At 67.3% G+C, this 19072-nt stretch carries 16 protein-coding genes; all 16 read left to right on the forward strand.

Annotated features, from left to right (window positions below):
• On the forward strand, window positions 1-749 hold a 749-nt coding region (locus tag BCY78_RS21880; protein WP_068306082.1), incomplete at its 5' end, for an electron transfer flavoprotein subunit alpha/FixB family protein.
• 212 nt (window positions 750-961) lie between these two features.
• Complete coding sequence (locus tag BCY78_RS21885; protein ID WP_068306085.1) at window positions 962-1945, forward strand: TRAP transporter substrate-binding protein; 984 nt, start codon at window positions 962-964, stop codon at window positions 1943-1945.
• A gap of 66 nt (window positions 1946-2011) precedes the next feature.
• Entirely contained in the window at window positions 2012-2551 is a 540-nt protein-coding gene (locus BCY78_RS21890) for a TRAP transporter small permease (protein WP_068306088.1), read from the forward strand.
• On the forward strand, window positions 2548-3840 hold the full coding sequence (locus BCY78_RS21895) for a TRAP transporter large permease (RefSeq protein WP_068306090.1): 1293 nt from the start codon (window positions 2548-2550) through the stop codon (window positions 3838-3840). Before BCY78_RS21890 ends, BCY78_RS21895 begins: the two co-directional genes overlap by 4 nt.
• 12 nt (window positions 3841-3852) lie before the next feature.
• Window positions 3853-5163: a histidinol dehydrogenase gene (hisD, locus tag BCY78_RS21900; RefSeq protein ID WP_068306093.1), complete on the forward strand. Its 1311-nt coding sequence runs from the start codon at window positions 3853-3855 to the stop codon at window positions 5161-5163.
• Window positions 5160-5924: an SDR family NAD(P)-dependent oxidoreductase gene (locus BCY78_RS21905; protein WP_068306096.1), complete on the forward strand. Its 765-nt coding sequence runs from the start codon at window positions 5160-5162 to the stop codon at window positions 5922-5924. Before hisD ends, BCY78_RS21905 begins: the two co-directional genes overlap by 4 nt.
• Entirely contained in the window at window positions 5921-6943 is a 1023-nt protein-coding gene (locus BCY78_RS21910; protein WP_068306098.1) for a LacI family DNA-binding transcriptional regulator, read from the forward strand. Before BCY78_RS21905 ends, BCY78_RS21910 begins: the two co-directional genes overlap by 4 nt.
• A gap of 17 nt (window positions 6944-6960) precedes the next feature.
• Window positions 6961-7929: a cupin domain-containing protein gene (locus BCY78_RS21915; protein ID WP_068306100.1), complete on the forward strand. Its 969-nt coding sequence runs from the start codon at window positions 6961-6963 to the stop codon at window positions 7927-7929.
• On the forward strand, window positions 7926-8621 hold the full coding sequence (locus BCY78_RS21920; protein WP_255403222.1) for an alpha/beta fold hydrolase: 696 nt from the start codon (window positions 7926-7928) through the stop codon (window positions 8619-8621). The genes BCY78_RS21915 and BCY78_RS21920 overlap by 4 nt, the downstream gene beginning before the upstream one ends.
• Window positions 8618-9310 (forward strand): RraA family protein, encoded by a 693-nt coding sequence (locus tag BCY78_RS21925; protein WP_068306103.1) that lies wholly within the window; start codon window positions 8618-8620, stop codon window positions 9308-9310. The genes BCY78_RS21920 and BCY78_RS21925 overlap by 4 nt, the downstream gene beginning before the upstream one ends.
• A gap of 237 nt (window positions 9311-9547) precedes the next feature.
• On the forward strand, window positions 9548-10981 hold the full coding sequence (locus tag BCY78_RS21930) for an aldehyde dehydrogenase family protein (RefSeq protein WP_068306106.1): 1434 nt from the start codon (window positions 9548-9550) through the stop codon (window positions 10979-10981).
• Window positions 10982-10984: 3 nt separating this feature from the next.
• A complete protein-coding gene (locus tag BCY78_RS21935) occupies window positions 10985-12394 on the forward strand; it encodes an FAD-binding oxidoreductase (RefSeq protein ID WP_083195241.1) in 1410 nt (469 codons plus the stop codon).
• Window positions 12395-12489: 95 nt separating this feature from the next.
• The gene (locus BCY78_RS21940) at window positions 12490-14166 is read left to right on the forward strand and encodes a thiamine pyrophosphate-dependent enzyme (protein WP_068306112.1); all 1677 of its coding nucleotides are present in this window, start codon (window positions 12490-12492) and stop codon (window positions 14164-14166) included.
• Entirely contained in the window at window positions 14163-16250 is a 2088-nt protein-coding gene (locus tag BCY78_RS21945) for a hydantoinase/oxoprolinase family protein (protein WP_068306119.1), read from the forward strand. Before BCY78_RS21940 ends, BCY78_RS21945 begins: the two co-directional genes overlap by 4 nt.
• A complete protein-coding gene (locus BCY78_RS21950) occupies window positions 16247-17869 on the forward strand; it encodes a hydantoinase B/oxoprolinase family protein (protein WP_068306122.1) in 1623 nt (540 codons plus the stop codon). Before BCY78_RS21945 ends, BCY78_RS21950 begins: the two co-directional genes overlap by 4 nt.
• Window positions 17866-19071, forward strand: coding sequence for a pyridoxal phosphate-dependent aminotransferase (locus BCY78_RS21955; RefSeq protein WP_068306128.1), 1206 nt, complete (start codon window positions 17866-17868; stop codon window positions 19069-19071). Before BCY78_RS21950 ends, BCY78_RS21955 begins: the two co-directional genes overlap by 4 nt.
• Window position 19072 lies beyond the last annotated feature (1 nt).

The raw sequence follows: 19072 nt of genomic DNA on the forward strand, positions 1-19072 counted from the left end.
CCGAGGATGCCTCGCTGGGCCATCGTCTGGCCGAGCCGACCGCGGCGCTGATCGTGTCGCTGGCCTCGGGCTATTCGCACATCGTCGCGCCCGCCACGACCGACGCGAAGAACGTGCTGCCGCGCGTCGCTGCGCTGCTCGATGTCATGGTGATCTCGGACGTGACCGCCGTCGTCGACGCCGACACCTTCGAGCGCCCGATCTATGCCGGCAACGCGATCCAGACCGTGAAGTCGTCGGACAGCGTCAAGGTCGCGACCATCCGCACCTCGACCTTCGAGGCGGCGGGTGAGGGTGGCTCGGCTGCCGTCGAGAGCGTCGGCGCCGCTGCCGATCCCGCGCTGTCGTCGTGGATCGAAGACAAGGTCGCGACCTCGGACCGTCCGGAGCTGACCTCGGCCGGGATCGTCGTCTCGGGTGGCCGGGGCGTCGGTTCGGAAGAGAACTTCAAGATCATCGAGGGCCTCGCCGACAAGCTGGGCGCTGCGGTCGGTGCCTCGCGCGCGGCGGTCGATTCGGGCTTCGCACCGAACGACTGGCAGGTCGGTCAGACCGGCAAGGTCGTGGCGCCGGATCTCTATGTGGCCGTCGGCATCTCGGGCGCGATCCAGCACCTCGCGGGGATGAAGGATTCGAAGGTGATCGTGGCGATCAACAAGGACGAGGAAGCGCCGATCTTCCAGGTCGCGGACTATGGCCTCGTGGGCGATCTGTTCACCGTCGTGCCGGAGCTGACTGAGAAGCTGTAAGCCTCGGGATGGTGGGGTGAAACCCCACCCTACGCAATGACCAGCGGCCCGCCAGACACGGCGGGCCGTTTTCCGTTACCGGACCGGCGATGGCCCCGGCAATCGCTTTGGTTTCAAATCGCTTCTTGACGCGCATACGAATGCAATGCATACGAATGCAAGAGCAACGGGCCGCGAGGAACGACCCGTGCGACTCACTCAGGGAGGAAACCATGAAGACGCAATTTCTTGCGGCGATGACGCTTGCCGCCAGCCTGCTCGCGACCACCGCGATGGGCCAGACCGTCATCCGCATCGCCCATGCCCAACCCGAAAGCTCGCCGCTGCACGAGGCGATGGCGCATTTCCGCGACACGCTCGCCGAGCGTTCGAATGGCGCGCTGGAGGTCGAGATCTATGCCGGCGGCCAGCTGGGCAGCGTCACGGAGACGCTGGACCTCGTGCAATCGGGCAATATCCAGATGGCGACCGGCGCTTCGGTGAACCTGTCGCCCTCGATCCCCGAGCTGGGCGTGCTGGACCAGTTCCTGCTGTTTGCCGACGAGGAGCATGCACGCTCGACGCTGGACGGCCCGGCCGGTGCCCTGCTGAACACGGCGATGGAAGAGCGCGGCCTTGCCGGCATGGGCTTCTTGGAACTGGGCTTCCGCAGCTTCTCGGGCAACCGCCCGCTCGACAGCCTTGAGGCCTTCGAGGGCTTCCGCATGCGCTCGGCCGACAACCCGGTGCAGATCGCGGCCTGGCGCTCGATCGGCGCGGTGCCGCTGCCCTTGGCTTGGGGTGAGATCTATTCCTCGCTGCAGCAGGGTCTGATCGACGGGCAGGAAAGCGCGCTTTCGTCGATGGTGGTCGAACGCTTCTACGAAGTGCAGAGCGACGTCTCGCTGACCGGCCATATCTATTGGCCCGAGGTCTGGTTCGCCAACCTTGAGTTCGTCAACAGCCTGTCCGAGGACGAACGCGCGCTGATGATGGACGTCGCAGCCGAGACCGTCACCCTGCAGCGCCAGCTGGTGGCCGAAGCCAATGCCGCGACGCTGGCCCAGCTGACCGAGGCGGGTCTCACCGTCACCGAACTGCCGGCCGAGGATCGCCAGCAGATGGCCGCGACGATGAACGGCGCCATCGAAGGGCTGATCCGCGAGCGGGTCGGCGACGATTTCTTCGACCAGTTCAGCGGCTATCTCGCGCAGTAATCAGCTGCCGGTCGGCCCGCATCGGCCGACCGGCCCTTCCCCAAGCATCGCGCAGGAGGAGCGCCCATGCGTCGCTGGCTGAGACTGGCGGAAAGGTTCTTTGAGCCGACCATCATCGTGACCAGCCTTGGTCTGGTCATCGTCCTGCTCTTTGCGGATGTGGTCGCGCGCTTTGCCTTCCAGACCTCTGTGCCCTGGGCCGGAGAGGTCGCCCGGTTCGCGTTCGTGTACATGATCTATTTCGGGATCAGCTATGCCATCCGCGAGAAGCGGCACCTGCGCGTGACCATTCTGGTCGATGCTCTGCCCGCCGCCCTGCGCCGCTGGACCATGGCCTTCGCCGAGGCGGTCTTCCTCGCCTATTCCATCGCCGTCTGCGTTCTGGGCATCCAGATCACCGCCAATGCCATCGAGCGCGGGCAATCGCTGTCCGCCACTCAATGGCCGACCGGCTGGCTCTACGCCGCGATCATCTTCTCGGGCGCCCTGTCCACCCTGCGGCTGGCGCATTCCCTCTGGCGCATCCTGCGCCATGGCGAGGAGCCATTGCGCGCAGATACCGCGCTTGAGGACGAAGGCCTTCAACCCGACGAGGCCCGCTCATGACCACGGCCATCCTGTTCGGCAGCTTCGCCGTCCTGTTGCTGGCGGGCGTGCCCATCGGCATTGCACTGGGCGCCGCCAGCCTGCTCGCCATTGCCTATATCCCCTTCCTCGGCTTCGATTTCTACGCGCTGGGGCTGGTCAGCGGCATCAACTCCTTCACGCTGATCGCCGTCGTGCTGTTCACCCTTGCCGGGAGCGTCATGAGCCGTGGCGGCATCTCGCGCCGGCTGATCGCCGTGGCCGAGGCCTTCTTCGGCAATGCGCCGGGCGGGCTGGGCACGGTGACGATCATGGCCTGCCTGTTCTTCGCGGCGATCTCGGGCACCGGCTCGGCCACTGTCGCGGCAATTGGCCTCGCGATGATCCCGGCGCTGGCACGGCGCGGCTATGACCGGGCCTATGCCGGGGCCATGGTCGCCTCGGCCGGGGCGCTGGGGGTGATGATCCCGCCGTCTGTGGTGATGATCATCTACGCCGTCACCGCCCAGGTCTCGGTCTCCGCCCTGTTCCTCGCCGGCATCATCCCCGGCATCGTCATCGCCATCGCGCTGATCCTCTACAACATCTACCAGACCCGGAAGGGCGGTTGGGAGGCGAAGACTGTCGCCGCTACCTGGCGCCAGCGTTGGGAGGCCGTGAACCAGGCGAAACTGGCCCTGCTGATGCCGATCGTCGTCCTGGGCGGGATCTATGGCGGCATCGTCACGCCGACCGAAAGCTCGGCCGTCGCGGTGGTCTATGCGCTGCTCGTGTCGACGCTGGTCTACAAGGAGCTGTCCTGGCGCGAACTGGGCCCGATCATGCTGCAATCGGCCCTGCTGGTCAGCGCGGTTCTGGTGATCATCGGCGCCTCGGTCGCCTTCGGACGGATCATCGCGCTGGAACGCATCCCGCTGGAGCTGTCGCAATTCGTGCTCGGCATCACCGACAACTGGATCGTCGTGCTTCTGGCCATCCTCGTGCTTCTGCTGATCATCGGCACCTTCCTCGAAACCCTCGCGGCCATCGTCATCCTGACCCCGGTCCTGTTGCCGATGGTGACGCAGCTCGGCATCGATCCGATCCATTTCGGCGTGATCATGATCGTCGCCCTGGCCATCGGCTTCGTCACGCCGCCCCTTGGTGCGAACCTCTTCATGGCCTCGCAGGTCGGCGGCATTCCCTTCGACGACCTGGTCAGGCGGATCTTCAAATGGGTGCTGGTGATGATCGCCGCCCTGCTGGTGATCAGCTTCTGGCCCGATCTCTCGCTCATCCTTCCGCGCCTGTTTCTGGGCTACGGGTCATAATCAGGAGTTCCCATGACCATCACCTATCTCAAGACCGCCAAGCCGGAAGCCGAGCGCGCCGAGGATGATGCCAAGGTCCGCTCCACCGTCGAGACGACCCTGAGCGAGATCCAGACCGGCGGCGACGCGGCCATCGCCAGTCTCAGCCAGAAGTTCGACGGCGTGAGCCGCCCCTCGTTCCGCCTGACGGCCTCCGAGATCGAGGCGGCGATGGCCAAGGTCAGCACCCGCGACATGGAGGACATCCGTTTCGCCCAGACCCAGATCCGCCGTTTTGCCGAGGCGCAGCGGGCCTCGATGACGGATATCGAAGTCGAGACGATGCCCGGCGTGGTGCTCGGCCATCGCAACATCCCGGTGCAGAGCGTTGGCTGCTACGTGCCGGGCGGCAAGTTCCCGATGGTCGCCTCGGCCCATATGTCGGTGCTGACCGCGACCGTGGCGGGCGTGCCCCGGATCGTCGCCAGCGCCCCTCCCGTCAAGGGCGAGCCCCATCCCGCCATCGTCGCCGCGATGCATCTGGGCGGCGCGCATGAGATCTACGTCCTCGGCGGCATTCAGGCCGTCGGCGCCATGGCCATCGGCACCGAGACCATCGACCCGGTTCATATGCTCGTCGGCCCCGGCAATGCCTTCGTGGCCGAGGCCAAGCGCCAGCTCTATGGCCGCGTCGGCATCGACCTGTTCGCGGGCCCGACCGAGACGATGGTGATCGCCGACGATACCGTCGACGCCGAGCTGGTCGCGACCGACCTTCTGGGTCAAGCCGAGCATGGCTACAACTCGCCCGCCTGCCTGATCACCAATTCCCGCGCGCTGGCCGAGAGCACATTGGCCGAGATCGATCGCCTGCTGGGCATCCTGCCGACCGCCGAGACCGCCTCGGTCAGCTGGCGCGATTATGGCGAGGTGATCCTCTGCGACAGCCATGACGAGATGCTGCGCGTGGCCAATGACATGGCCTATGAGCATGTGCAGGTGATGACCGATCGCGACGATTGGTATCTGGCGCAGATGCACAGCTACGGCGCGCTGTTCCTCGGGCCGCGCACCAATGTGGCGAATGGCGACAAGGTCATCGGCACCAACCACACGCTGCCGACGAAGAAGGCCGGGCGCTACACCGGCGGGCTCTGGGTCGGCAAGTTCCTGAAGACGCATTCCTATCAGCGCGTCACCACGGATACGGCCGCCGCGACGATCGGCGAATACGGCTCGCGGCTGTGCATGCTGGAAGGCTTCGTCGGCCATGCCGAGCAATGCAACATCCGTGTGCGCCGCTACGGCGGGCGCAATGTCGGCTACGGGATGGCCGCCGAATGAGCCTGCCGCGCACCCCGTCGTTCCGGCTCGAGGGCAGGCGCGCCCTCGTCACCGGCGCCTCCTCCGGCATCGGTCTGGCCTGCGCCAGCGCGCTGGCCGATGCCGGGGCCGAGGTCACCATGGTGGCGCGCGGGGCCGACCGGCTGGAGGCGGCCGCGGCCGAGCTGCGCGCCGACGGCGGCCAGATCCGCACCCGCGCGCTGGACATCGCCGACACGTCGGCCCTGAAGGCCTTCGTCGCCGGCGAGGGGCCGTTCGACATCCTCGTCAACGCGGCGGGGATGGCGCGGCACAGCGCGGCGCTGGAGACCTCGGAGGAGGATTTCGACGCCGTCGCGGCGATCAACATCAAGGCTGCCTACTTCACCGCGCAGGCCGTGGCGCAGGGGCTGATCGCGGCGGGCAAGCCGGGCAGCCTGATCCAGATCTCCAGCCAGATGGGCCATGTCGGCGGCGTGGATCGCGCGGTCTATTGCGCGACAAAGCACGCGGTCGAGGGCATGACCAAGGCCATGGCGATGGAATGGGGTCCGCAGGGCATCCGCGTCAACACGATCTGCCCGACCTTCATCCTGACGCCCCTGACGCAGTCGACCTTCGACAACCCCGACCGCCGCGCCTGGATCGAGGAGAAGATCAAGCTGGGCCGCGTCGGTCGGGTCGAGGACGTGATGGGTGCGGTGCTGTACCTTGCCTCGGACGCCGGGTCGCTGGTGACCGGGACGGCGCTGAAGGTCGATGGAGGATGGACGGCAGGATGAGCATCAAGGGTCGCGTCACGGCGCAGGATGTCGCCAAACTGGCCGGGGTCAGCCAATCGGCGGTCAGCCGGGTCTTCACCCCCGGCGCCTCGGTCTCGCCCAGCACGGTCGAGAAGGTCCGCGCCGCGGCCGACACGCTGGGCTACCGCCCCGACGCGCTGGCGCGGGCGATGATCACCGGGCGCAGCCGCATCATCGGGCTGGTGGTCGCCTATCTGGAAAACATGTTCTACCCGCTGGCGATCGAGAAGCTGTCGCGGGCCCTGCAGGCGCGCGGCTATCACGTGCTGATCTTCATGGCCGAGAACGCCAGCGAGAATGTCTCGGAAGTGGTGCGCGAGCTGATCGACTATCGCGTCGACGGGATCATCACCGCCTCGGTTTCGCTGTCGAACGACCTGACGGGCCGGTTGGCCGGACAGGGCATTCCGGTGGTGAATTTCAACCGCGGGCAGGAAGACCCGGCGCTGACCGACGTCACCTCGGACAACGTGTCGGGCGGACGCCGGGCAACCGAGCACCTGATCGCCGCCGGGCATCGCCGCATCGCCCATATCACGGGTTGGCAAGGCTCCTCGACCGGACGCGACCGGGCAGAAGGCTTCCGGCAGGCCATGGCCTCGGCCGGGCTGGAGCCGGCGGGCGTAATCGATGGCATGTATGACCGCGAGGCGACGATCCGCGCCACGCGTGACCTTTTCGACCGGCCCGACCGGCCCGATGCGCTGTTCGTCGGCAATGACCACATGGCCTTCGCCGCGATGGACGAGCTGCGCTTCGGTCTGGGCCTTAGTGTGCCCGATGATGTATCGGTGATCGGCTATGACGATGTGCCGATGGCCGCCTGGCCCGCCTATGACCTGACCACCATCCGCCAGCCGGTGAACCGCATGGTCGACGCCACTGCCGAGGCGATCCTCGGCCTGATCGAGGGCCAGCTTGAGCCCCGGAAAACCTTCATCGACGGCCCGCTGGTCGTGCGGGGATCGACCCGGCCGCCAGCCAACGCCGCCCCGTGACCTCAAAGGAACGCACCATGACACCTGCCCAGATGGACGCCCGCATCGTCCGCTACGGGGATCTCAAGCCCTGCAAAACCGCCTTCATCGACGCCCATACCCCGGGCAGCGACCAGAAGGAGAACTTCACAATCATCGGCGGCGGCGTCTCGGAAAGCGCCGATCAGCATGTCCACATCACCGACACGCCGGGCTTCAATATCGGCGCCGCCGGCCAGCCGCCGAAATGCCGCAACAGCCTGCACAGCCATCGCACCGCCGAGGTGTTCTTCGTCCTCAAGGGCCGCTGGCGCTTCTTCTGGGGCCGTTGGGGCAAGGCGGGCGAGGTGGTGCTGGAAGAGGGCGACATCATCAACATCCCGACCGGCATCTTCCGCGGCTTCGAGAATATCGGCACCGATTACGGGATGATCATGGCCGTTCTCGGCGGTGACGACGCGGGCGGCGGCGTGATCTGGGCTCCGCAGGTGATCGAGGATGCGCGCGACCATGGGCTCGTGCTGGGTGCAAACGGCAAGCTCTATGACACGAAGAAGGGCCAGACCCTGCCCGAGGGCGTCTCGCCCATGCCGCTGCTGACCGATGCGCAGCTGAAGGATTTCCCGGAACTGACCACCGCGCAGGTCCTGCCCGATTACGTCGCCCGCTACTGGGACATGGTCGCGCTGTCTGACCGCCAGCCCTGCAAGGTGCTGGGCGCCGAGGGTCTTCTGCGCGACCGGCCGGGGTTCGAGATCGACTTCCTGACCCGTGCCTCGATCCCCGACACCGCCTATGCGACCGGGCGCCACGAGGTGCTGATGCCGGTGCGCGGGCATTGGCGGCTGGATTGGGACGGGGGCAGCACCGTGCTGAACCCGGGCGACACCGCGGCGATCCCGCCGGGGCTGTCCCACGCGCTCAGCCCCTCGATGACCGGCGAGGCCGCGCTCTACCGGATCCGCAACACCGACGATCCCGCGGGCCTGACCGGGCGCCTGTCGTGAGTGATCCGCTGCCGCTGGTCCTCGTGCCCGGCATGATGTGCGATGCGCGGATGTGGGGGGCGCTGCCGGCGTCCCTCGGCCCGCGCGCCGTCCATCACGCCCTGCCCAAGGGCGACGAGACGCTTCCCGGCATCGCCACCGCCCTGCTGCGCGAGTTGCCCGAGCGGTTCGCGCTGGCCGGGCTGTCGATGGGCGGCATCGTCGCCATGGAGATGCTGGCGCAGGCGCCCGAACGGATCGAGCGACTGGCGCTTCTGGACACCAACCCCTTGGCGGAACTGCCCGAGGTTCGCGCCCGCCGCGCCCCTCAGGTGGCACGGGTGCTGGCGGGCGGGCTCGACGCGGTGATGCAGGCCGAGATGATGCCGCATTACCTCGCCGATCCTTCGGACCTTGAGACACTGGCGCTCTGCCTCGACATGGCCCGCGCCCTCGGGCCCGAGGCCTTCCGCCGCCAATCGCTCGCCCTGCGGGATCGCGCCGACCGGACCGAGACCCTGCGCGCCTACCATGGCCCCGCGCTGGTCCTGACCGGCGCCGAGGATCGCCTCTGCCCCCGCGACCGGCACGATCTGATGCACGCGCTGATGCCGCAATCGCGGTTGGTCGTCGTGGAGGGCGCCGGCCATCTGCCGCCGCTGGAACAACCCGCCGCCACGCTCGCGGCGCTGAAGGAATGGCTCGAGACATGACCCCGACACTTCTGGACCTGCTGCGCCGGGTCGACACACCCACCGTCTGCAACGCCATCGAGGTGGTGCAGGGCAAGCGCGGCTTTGATGGCTTCACCCGCGGCACCATGCTGTGCTCGGAACCCGGCGGCAGCGTCGTCGGCTATGCCGTCACCGCGCAGATCGCCGCGCTGGCCCCGCCGACCGAGGCGCCCGAAGTCATCCGCGCCCGCCGCATGGCCTATTACAAGGCGATGCATGACGCGCCCAAGCCCTCAATCGCGGTGATCGAGGATCTGGATTACCCCGATTGCATCGGCGCCTATTGGGGCGAGGTGAACACCACGATCCACAAGGGCTTCGGCATGGCCGGCGCGCTGACCAATGGCGTCATGCGCGACCTCGGCGACCTGCCCGAGGGCTTTCCGGTGATCGCCGGCAGCATCGGCCCCAGCCACGGTTTCGTGCACGTCCGCAGCCTTGGCGAGCCCGTCACGGTGTTCGGCCTGCGGGTGGCGCAGGGCGATCTGGTGCATGCCGACCGCCATGGCGCGGTGGTCATCCCCGCCGAAGTCGTGGCGCAGCTGGAGGCGGGGATCGGGCAATTGCTGGCCTCGGAAAAGCTGATCCTCGATCCCGCGCGCGCTGATGGCTTTGATTTCAACGCCTTCGAGGCCGCCTGGACCGCTTTCGAGAACGCCCGCACCTGACAGGGACCAGCCTCATTCTTTCGTATTGCCGGTCCGCGTGCCCCTTGGCGGGCGCCTCGGGATGGCCGCGACCGCCCGTCGATGACTGCGGCAAACCAACGATCGCAGCGTAGCGAGAGGGGCCGGCTTTCCCGCCGGGCCCTTGCGTCCCGAAAGGCCTTCTTTCCTATCGATAGCCCTTCTTGGCAGACGACCCCCTTTGCCTTTGCGAAAATCCCGCAAAACGCCGGAGGGGCCATGACCGAGATCCATCGCAACTACATCGCCGGAGACTGGGTCGACGCCACAACGGCCGCCGAGAACCGCAGCCCCTCCAATCCCGACGACCTGATCGGCCTCTACGCCCGAGGCGGCGCCGCCGATGTCGACGCCGCCGTGGCCGCGGCGAAGGCGGCTCAGCCCGCTTGGGCCGGCGCCTCGCCGCAAGTCCGCTCAGACGTGTTACGCCGGGCGGGCGAGATGTTGCTGGCACGGGTCGACGAGATGGGCCGCTTGCTGGCCCGCGAGGAAGGCAAGACGCTGAGTGAGGCCAAGGGCGAGGCCCTGCGCGCGGCGCACTTGTTCCTGTTCTATGCGGGTGAGGTTCTGCGGATCCCCGGTGAGAAGCTCGCCTCCCTGCGCGAGGGGGTCGAGGTCGAGGTCACGCGCGAGCCCTTGGGTGTCGTCGGCCTCATCACCCCGTGGAACTTCCCGATCGCCATCCCGGCGTGGAAGACCGCGCCCGCGCTGGCCGCCGGCAATGCCGTTGTTCTCAAACCCGCCGACCAGACCCCCGGATGCGCGCATCGTCTGGCGCAGATCCTCGAGGCGGCGGGTTGCCCTATGGGCGTGTTCAACCTCGTGATGGGCCGCGGGTCCGAGATCGGGGCCGCGCTGGTCGGCCATCCCGATGTGGCGGCGATCTCCTTCACCGGCTCGGAACGGGTCGGGCGCGGGATCGCGCGGGGCTGCGCCGAGGGGATGAAGAAGGTGCAGCTGGAGATGGGCGGCAAGAACCCGATGGTGGTGACGGGCGCCGCCGATCTGGAGCTGGCCGTCGCCACCTGCCTCAACGGCGCGTTCTTCTCGACCGGGCAGCGCTGCACGGCGTCGTCGCGGTTGATCGTCACCGCCGATATCCATGACGCCTTCGCCGAGAAGCTGGCCGCTGCGATGAGCGCCTTGCGTGTGGGCGACCCGCTCGACCCCGAGACGCAGATCGGGCCCGTGGTGTCCGAGGCGCAATTGGCCGGGAACCTCGATTACATCGCTTTGGCGCGGGATGAGGGCTGCGAGGTGATCGGCGGGCAGCGGCTGAATCGAAAGGGCAGCTTTCAGGCCCCGGCGCTGTTCCTTGGCGCGACCAACGCTATGCGCGTCTCGCGCGAGGAGATCTTCGGCCCCTGCGCGGCCCTCATCAAAGTCGCGGATTTCGACGAGGCGCTGGCGGTAGCGAATGACACGCCGTTCGGCCTGTCCTCGGGCATTTGCACCGGCTCGCTGAAGGAGGCGACCGAGTTCCGGCGCCGGTCCAAGGCCGGGATGGTCATGGTCAACCTGCCGACCGCTGGCGTCGACTACCATGTGCCGTTCGGCGGGCGCGGGGCCTCAAGCCTCGGCGGGCGCGAACAGGGGCGGATGGCGATGGATTTCTACACCGGCGTGAAAACCGCCTATACCTTCGCGGGGTGAGTGATGGGCCTCTCCGATGAACTCGCCGCGCTCCTTGGCCCCTCGGGCTGGCTGACCGGCGCCGACACCGAGCCCTACCGCCGTGATTGGTTGAACCGCTACGGCGAGGAGCCGCTGGGCGTGGCGCGTCCAGCGACAACGGCGGAAGTGTCCGCGGTGATGGCGGCCTGCCATGCGGCGGGCGTTCCGGTCGTGCCGCAGGGGGGCAATACCGGGCTGTGCGGTTCGGGCGTCGCGGGGGCCGAGGGCTGGGTGATCCTGTCCCTGTCGCGCATGGCGGCGATCGGCGCGGTGGACCGTGACAGCGCCTCGATCGAGGTCGAAGCCGGCGCGGTTCTGGCGCAGGTGCATGCGACGCTGACGGGCTCGGGGCTGGATCTGCCGATGCATCTGGGGGCCGAGGGCAGCGCGCGGATCGGCGGGTTGATCGGCACCAATGCGGGCGGCTCGCAGGCGTTCCGGCATGGAATGATGGGCGATCTGGTCTTGGGGCTGGAAGTCGTGCTGGCCGATGGCACGATCTGGGACAGCCGCCGCGCGGTCTTGAAGGACAACGCAGGCTATCAGTTGAAGCGCCTGTTCGCGGGATCCGAAGGGACGCTCGGCGTGGTGACGCGGGCGGTGTTGCGGCTGACGGCCACGCCCCGCGCCCGGCAAACGGCGTTGCTGGCCGTACCCTCGGCCGAGGCGCTGGTGGCTTTGGGGGTGCTCCTCAGGGCCGAGGCGCAGGAATTCCTCGCCGGGATGGAGTTCTTCTGCGAACTGGGCCTCGATCTGACGCTGCGCCATGTCGCGGGGGTCAGCTTCCCGTTGGAGAGCCGCGCGCCGTTCTATCTTCTGGTTGAGCTGGCGACGACCTCGGCCTTCGTGCCGCTGGAGGCGATCATGGAGGGGCTGTTGGAGCGCGCGATGGAGGAAGGGTTGGTCAGCGACGGAGCCCTCGCCGCATCGGAAGCGCAAAGGCTGGCTTTCTGGCGTCTGCGCGAGGAACAGCCCGAGGGACAGCGGCTGGAAGGCCCACAGCTGAAACACGATCTGTCGGTTCCGGTCGGTCGCATCCCGGATTTCCTGCGCCAAGGCGCCGATCTGTGCGAGGCGCTGTGCCCGGGCGTGCGGATCAATCCTTTCGGGCATCTGGGCGACGGGAATATCCATTACAACCTGTCTCCGGCGACAGGGGCCGCGGATTTCAGGGGCATGGAGGTGGAACTGGGCTTGTCGCTGGCGCGGCTGGCGCAGGAAGCCGGCGGCTCGTTCGCGGCCGAGCATGGGCTGGGACGGTCGAAGATCGCTCTGGCGGATCATCTGCGCGCCCCGCAGGAACGCGCCTTGATGCGGGCGGTGAAGCAGGCGCTGGACCCTAAAGCGTCGCTCAATCCCGGAGTCATTCTGCGGCCAAAACAGAAAGAATAACTTTCCTTTCTCACGCCGAACTTCATTTTCCCGAACCGCGCCGGACCGCATGATCACCTGAACGGGCGATGAGCCTCTGACAGCACAGGTGACGCATGACGGGACAGACACGAAACGGCGGGCAGATTCTCGTCGAGAGCCTGCTGGCGCTGGGGGCCGAGAAGGGCTTCGGCGTGCCGGGCGAAAGCTATCTCGCCGTGCTCGATGCGCTGCATGACACCAAAGGGCGGCTCGATTTCATCAATTGCCGTAACGAGGGGGGCGCGGCCTTCATGGCCGCCGCCTGGGGCAAGCTGACGGCCAAGCCCGGCCTGTGCTTTGTCACCCGCGGGCCGGGCGCGACCAATGCCTCGATCGGTGTGCATACGGCGATGCAGGACAGCGTGCCGATGCTCCTGTTCGTGGGGCAGGTCGGCACCGACATGAAGGGCCGCGAGGCGTTTCAGGAACTCGATTACAAGGCCGTCTTCGGCACGATGGCGAAATGGGTGGTCGAGATCGACGACGTCGCCCGCATCCCCGAGATCCTCGCCCGCGCCTGGACCACGGCCCTGACCGGCCGCCCGGGCCCCGTGGTCATCGCGCTGCCCGAAGACATGCTGACCGACCTCACCGATGCCGCGCCGCTGACCACCCTGCCCCGCATGGCCGAGCCCGCGCCGACCGCCGAGACCATGGAGCAGGTCCGCGCGATCCTGTCCTCGGCCGAGCGTCCGCTGCTGCTCATGGGCGGCGCCAACTGGACCGCGCAGGGGCAAGCGGACCTCAAGGCCTTTGCCGAGGCCAGTGACATCCCCGTCGTCGCCGCCTTCCGCTATCAGGACCAGTTCGACAATTTCTCGACCGTCTTCGCGGGCGAAGCGGGCGTCGGCATGAGCGCCTCGGTCCGCCGGCTGATGACCGAGGCCGATGTGATCCTCGCCGTCAACGTCCGGTTTGGCGAGATGACCACCGATGGCTACACGCTGCTGAATGTGCCGATACCGAAACAGCGGCTGGTGCATGTGCATGGCTCGGCCGATGAATTGGGCAAGATCTATCAGCCGGAACTCGGCGTGCAGGCCGGGGCCAATGCCTTTGCCGCGGCCTTGAGCCCGGTGCAGGGCCCCTGGGCCGATTGGCGCGCGCAGGCGCGGGCGGAATGGGAGGCGGGGTTCGACGCGCCGGCCCAGCCCTCGCCCGTGGATATGGTGATCGCCACCGCCCATCTGCGTGACGTGCTGCCGGCCAACGTGATCCTGACCAACGGGGCGGGCAACTTCACCGTCTGGCCGAACAAGTTCTTCAAATTCGGCCCGGATGCCCGCCTGCTGGGTCCGCAATCGGGGGCCATGGGTTACGGCGTCCCCGCCGCCATCGCCGCCAAGGTCGCCGACCCTTCGCGCACTGTCGTGTGCTTTGCCGGCGACGGCGATTTCCAGATGAATTGCCAAGAATTGGCGACCGCTGCGCAATATAACGCGCAGCCGATCATCCTGCTTCTGAACAACGGCATCTACGGCACGATCCGCGCCCATCAGGAACGCCACTATCCTGAGCGCGTCTCGGGCACCGACATGATCAACCCGGATTTCGTCGCGCTGGCAAAGGCTTACGGCTTCCATGCCGAACATGTCGCCACCACCGACGATTTCCCCGCCGCCTTCGATCGCGCGCTGAACTCCAAGACCGGCGCGGTGCTGAACCTCGATATCTCGCCCGAAGCCCTGACCCCTCGCCAGACCCTGAGCCAGATGCGCGCAGCGGCCTTTGCCCGGAAAGCAGCCCAATGAATTCGACCATCCGACTTGGCGCCGATATCGGCGGCACCTTCACCGATATCGCGCTCGACTGCCGGGGCGTGATGGTCTCGACCAAGGTCCTGACCAATTACACCGCGCCGGAACAGGCGATCCTCGACGGGATCGACATCGTGCTGGAACAGGCGGGAGTGAACTATGGCGATCTGGAGATCGTCATCCACGGCACGACGCTGGCGACCAACGCGCTGATCGAACGCCGCGGCGCGAAGACGGCCTTCGTGACGACCGAAGGCTTCCGCGACGTGATCGAGATGCGGACCGAGAGCCGCTTCGACCAATACGATCTGAACATCCAGCTGCCGACGCCGCTGGTCCCGCGCGAGGATCGCTTCCCCATCGCAGGCCGCATCGGCGCGCAGGGGCAGGAGCTGGCGCCGCTCGATGAAGCCGCGCTCGAGGCCGTGGCCGAGACGATCGCGGCGGGTGGCTATGGCGCGGTGGCGATCGGCTTCATCCATTCCTACCTGAACCCCGCGCATGAACGCCGGGCGCGCGAGATCATCGCGGCGAAGGTCGCTCTGCCGATCTCCATTTCCAGCGAAGTCTCGCCGCAGATGCGCGAGTTCGAACGCTTCAACACCGTCTGCGCGAACGCTTATGTGCGCCCGCAGATGGCGTCCTATCTGGACCGGCTGCAAGTGCGGCTGAAAGACAAGGGCGCCTCCTGCCCGGTGTTCATGATCCACTCGGGCGGGGGCCTCGTGTCGGTCGATACGGCGGCGGAATTCCCGGTGCGTCTGGTCGAATCCGGCCCGGCCGGTGGCGCGATCTTTGCCGCCGACGTGGCGAAGCGGTTCGATCTGGACAAGGTCGTCAGCTACGACATGGGCGGCACCACCGCGAAGATCTGCCTGATCGAGGATTTCGCGCCCAAGACCGCGCGGACCTTCGAGGTCGCGCGCACCACCCGCTTCGCCAAGGGCTCGGGCATGCCGATCTCGATCCCGGTGATCGAGATGATCGAGATCGGCGCGGGCGGTGGCTCGATCGCTTGGGTCGATGCGATGGGTCGCATCCAGACCGGCCCGGAGAGCGCGGCCTCGGAACCCGGCCCGGCCTGCTATCAGCGCGGCGGCGAGCGTCCGGCGATCACCGACGCCGATGTGGTGCTGGCCAAGATCGACCCCGACAATTTCGCCGGCGGCGCGATCAAGCTGTCGCGCCCCTTGGCCGAGGCCGCGATCCTGAAGGACGTGGGCGCGAAGCTGGGCCTCGATGCCCGCGCGGCGGCCTTCGGCATCGGCGAGGTGGTGGACGAGAACATGGCCAACGCCGCCCGCGTCCATGCGGTCGAGAACGGCAAGAACATCTCGGACAACATCATGGTCGCCTTCGGCGGCGCCGCGCCCCTGCATGCCGCCCGCCTGTGCGAGAAACTCGGGATCGGTGAATGCCTGATCCCGCCGGGCGCGGGCGTGGGCTCGGCCATCGGCTTCCTGAAGGCGCCGTTCGGCTATGAATCCTTGGCCTCGCGCATCGTCGGACTGTCGGACTTCCAGCCCGAGGACATCAACGCCCTGATCGCCGATCTGAAAGCCACCGCCGAGGGCTTCGTGCGCCAAGGCACCGAGGGCACGATCCTGCGCGAGATCACCGCCTTCATGCGCTACCGTGGCCAAGGCTGGGAAATCCCGGTCCCCCTGCCCGACCGCCCCTTTACCGGCGATGACGTGGCGCTGATCCGCACGCGGTTCCTCGACGCCTATGCCCGCTTCTTCGGGCGCGCGATCGACGGGCTGTCGGGCTTGGAGATCGAGATCGTCACGATCTCGGTCAAGGCGATGGACGAACGGCCCGCGCCCGAACCTGTCACCCTGACCCGGGGCGAGCGGCCCTTCCACCCGGCCCAGCACCGCAAGGTCTTCGATCCCGCACAAGCGACGGAGCTCACCACCGCCATCGTCGCGCGCGAGGATCTGGCGGCAGGCGACCGCGTGTCCGGCCCCGCCGTCATCACCGAACGCGAGACCTCGACCGTCGTCACCTCGCCCTTCGATGTCGTCATGCAACCCGATGGCTCGCTTCTCATTCTGCGCAAGGATATCGCCCAATGACCGACCAGACCCGCGAAATCCGCATGCAGGTCATGTGGAACCGCCTGATCTCTGTGGTGGAAGAACAGGCGATGACCCTCCTGCGCACCGCCTTCTCCACTTCGGTGCGCGAGGCCGGCGACTTGTCTGCCGGCGTCTTCGACCCTGAGGGCCGGATGCTGGCGCAGGCGGTCACCGGCACGCCCGGCCACGTCAACACCATGGCCGAGGCCGTGCTGCATTTCATCAACGAGATCGGCCGCGACGACATGTTCCCGGGCGACACCTATGTCACCAACGACCCGTGGAAGGGCACGGGCCATTTGCACGACATCACCATGGTCTCGCCGTCCTTCAAAGGCGACGTGCTGGTCGGCTTCTTTGCCTGCACGGCGCATGTGGTCGATGTGGGCGGGCGCGGCTTCGGGGCGGATGGCAAATCCGTCTACGAGGAAGGCATCCAGATCCCGATCATGAAATTCGCCGAGCGGGGCGCGGTGAACAAGGACCTCGTGCGGATGCTGCGCGCCAATGTGCGCGAGCCCAATCAGGTGGTCGGCGATTTCTACTCGCTGGCGGCCTGCAACGACGTAGGCCACAACCGCCTGATCGCGATGATGGAGGAGATCGGTCTCGACACGCTCGACGACCTCGGCGCCTTCATCTTCGAGCGCACCCGCACGGCGACCTTGGAGCGCATCGCCGCCCTGCCGCGCGGCGCCTGGTCGAACACGCTGGTGACCGATGGCTATGATGCGCCGATCACGCTGAAAGCCACGCTGGAGACGCGCGGCGACACGGTGAACGTGGATTTCTCGGGCACCGATCCGATGAGCCGCTGGGGCATCAACACGCCGATCATCTACACCAAGGCCTATGCCTGCTACGCGATGAAATGCGTGATCGCGCCGGATATCCCGAACAACTGGGCCTCGCTGGAGCCCTTCACCGTGTCCTCGCCGGTCAACATCCTGAACGCCGAGCGTCCCGCCCCCGTCAGCCTGCGGCACATCTTCGGCCATATGGTGCCCGATCTGGTACTGGGCACGCTGGCGCAGGCGCTGCCGGGCAAGATCCTTGCCGAGGGCGCCGGCTGTCTGTGGAACATCCACATGTCTGTGCGCCCGGCGGGTGGCAATGAGGGCCAACGCGCCGAGATCCTGATGTTCAACTCGGGTGGCATGGGCGCGCGGCCGGAACTGGACGGGCTCAATTCCACCGCCTTCCCCTCGGGCGTGATGACCATGCCGATCGAGGCGACCGAACACACCGGCCCGATCGTCGTCTGGCGCAAGGAGCTGCGTCCCGACAGCGGCGGCGCGGGCGAATATCGCGGGGGTCTGGGTCAGGTGATCGAGATCGAACCGGCGCCGGGGCATGAATTCGACTTCTCGGCGATGTTCGACCGGATCGAGACCGCGCCGCGCGGCCGTAACGGCGGTGCGGACGGGGCCAAGGGTTCCGCGAAACTGGACGATGGCACGATGCTGAAGCCGAAGGGTTGGCAGCATGTCCCCGCCGGTCGCCGGCTGGTGCTGCACATGCCCGGCGGCGGTGGCTATGGTGACCCCGCCAAGCGCACGGCCGAGGCCCGCGCCAATGATCTGTCCAAGGGCTATGTCACGGAGACGATGAAATGAGCTATGTTGCCAACCGCCTGTCGGTGGTGAAACCCTCGGCCTCGATGGCCGCCTCGATGGCCGCGAAGGCCCTGCGCGCCAAGGGCTTCGACGTGATCGATCTGGGTCTGGGCGAGCCCGACTTCCCCACCCCGCGCCATGTGACCGAGGCTGCGCAGGCCGCCGCCCTGCGGGGCGAGACCCTGTACACCGCCTCGGCCGGCACGGTCGAGCTGCGCACGGCCGTCGCAGAAAAATTCAAGCGTGAGAACGGCTTGGACTATTCCGTCGACGAGATCACCGTGGCCAATGGCGCGAAGCAGATCATCTTCAACGCCCTGATGGCGACGCTGAACGAGGGGGACGAGGCCGTTCTGCCCGCCCCCTATTTCGTCAGCTACCCCGAGATGGTGAAGCTGCTGGGCGGCGTGCCCGTCACGCCCGTCTGCGGGGCCGATACCGGCTTCCGCCTGACCCCCGCCGTTCTGGAAGCGGCGATCACGTCCAAGACCAAATGGCTGTTCCTCAACATGCCCGGCAACCCCTCGGGCGCGGTCTATTCCGAGGCGGAACTCAAGGCCCTCGGCGCGGTCTTGGCCAAGCACCCGCAGGTGCTCATCCTGTCGGATGAGATCTACGAACACATCCTGTTCGATGGCCGCACCTTCGTCAGCTTCGGTCAGGCCTGCCCTGAGTTGCGCGACCGCACGCTGGTGGTGAACGGCGTGGCCAAGGCCTATGCGATGACCGGCTGGCGCGTCGGTTATGCGGCGGGTCCCCTGCCGCTGATCAAGACGATGAACACCGTGCAAAGCCAGTCCTGCACCTCGGTCGCGGCCCCCATGCAGGCCGCCGCTCTGGCCGCGCTGACCGGCCCACAGGATTGCATCGCCGAGTTCCGCACCGCGTTCGAGCGTCGCCGTGATCTGGTCGTCGCCGGCGTGGCCGAGATCCCCGGCCTGACCCTGCCCGCCCCCGAAGGCGCCTTCTACGCCTATATCGGCTGCGCGGGCCTCATCGGCAAACGCACGCCGGACGGACAGGTGCTGGAGACCGACACCGACGTGTCGAACTACATCCTGAACAGCGGCCATGTCTCGTCGGTGCCGGGCACAGCTTACGGCGTCACGTCCTTTTTCCGCATCTCGACCGCGACCGCCGATGCGGTGCTGGTCGAGGCCATCGCCCGCATCAAACGCGCCGTCGCCGCGCTGAAGGACTGAC

The sequence above is a fragment of the Pararhodobacter sp. CCB-MM2 genome (genome assembly GCF_001691415.1).
Taxonomy (GTDB): Bacteria; Pseudomonadota; Alphaproteobacteria; order Rhodobacterales; family Rhodobacteraceae; genus Pararhodobacter.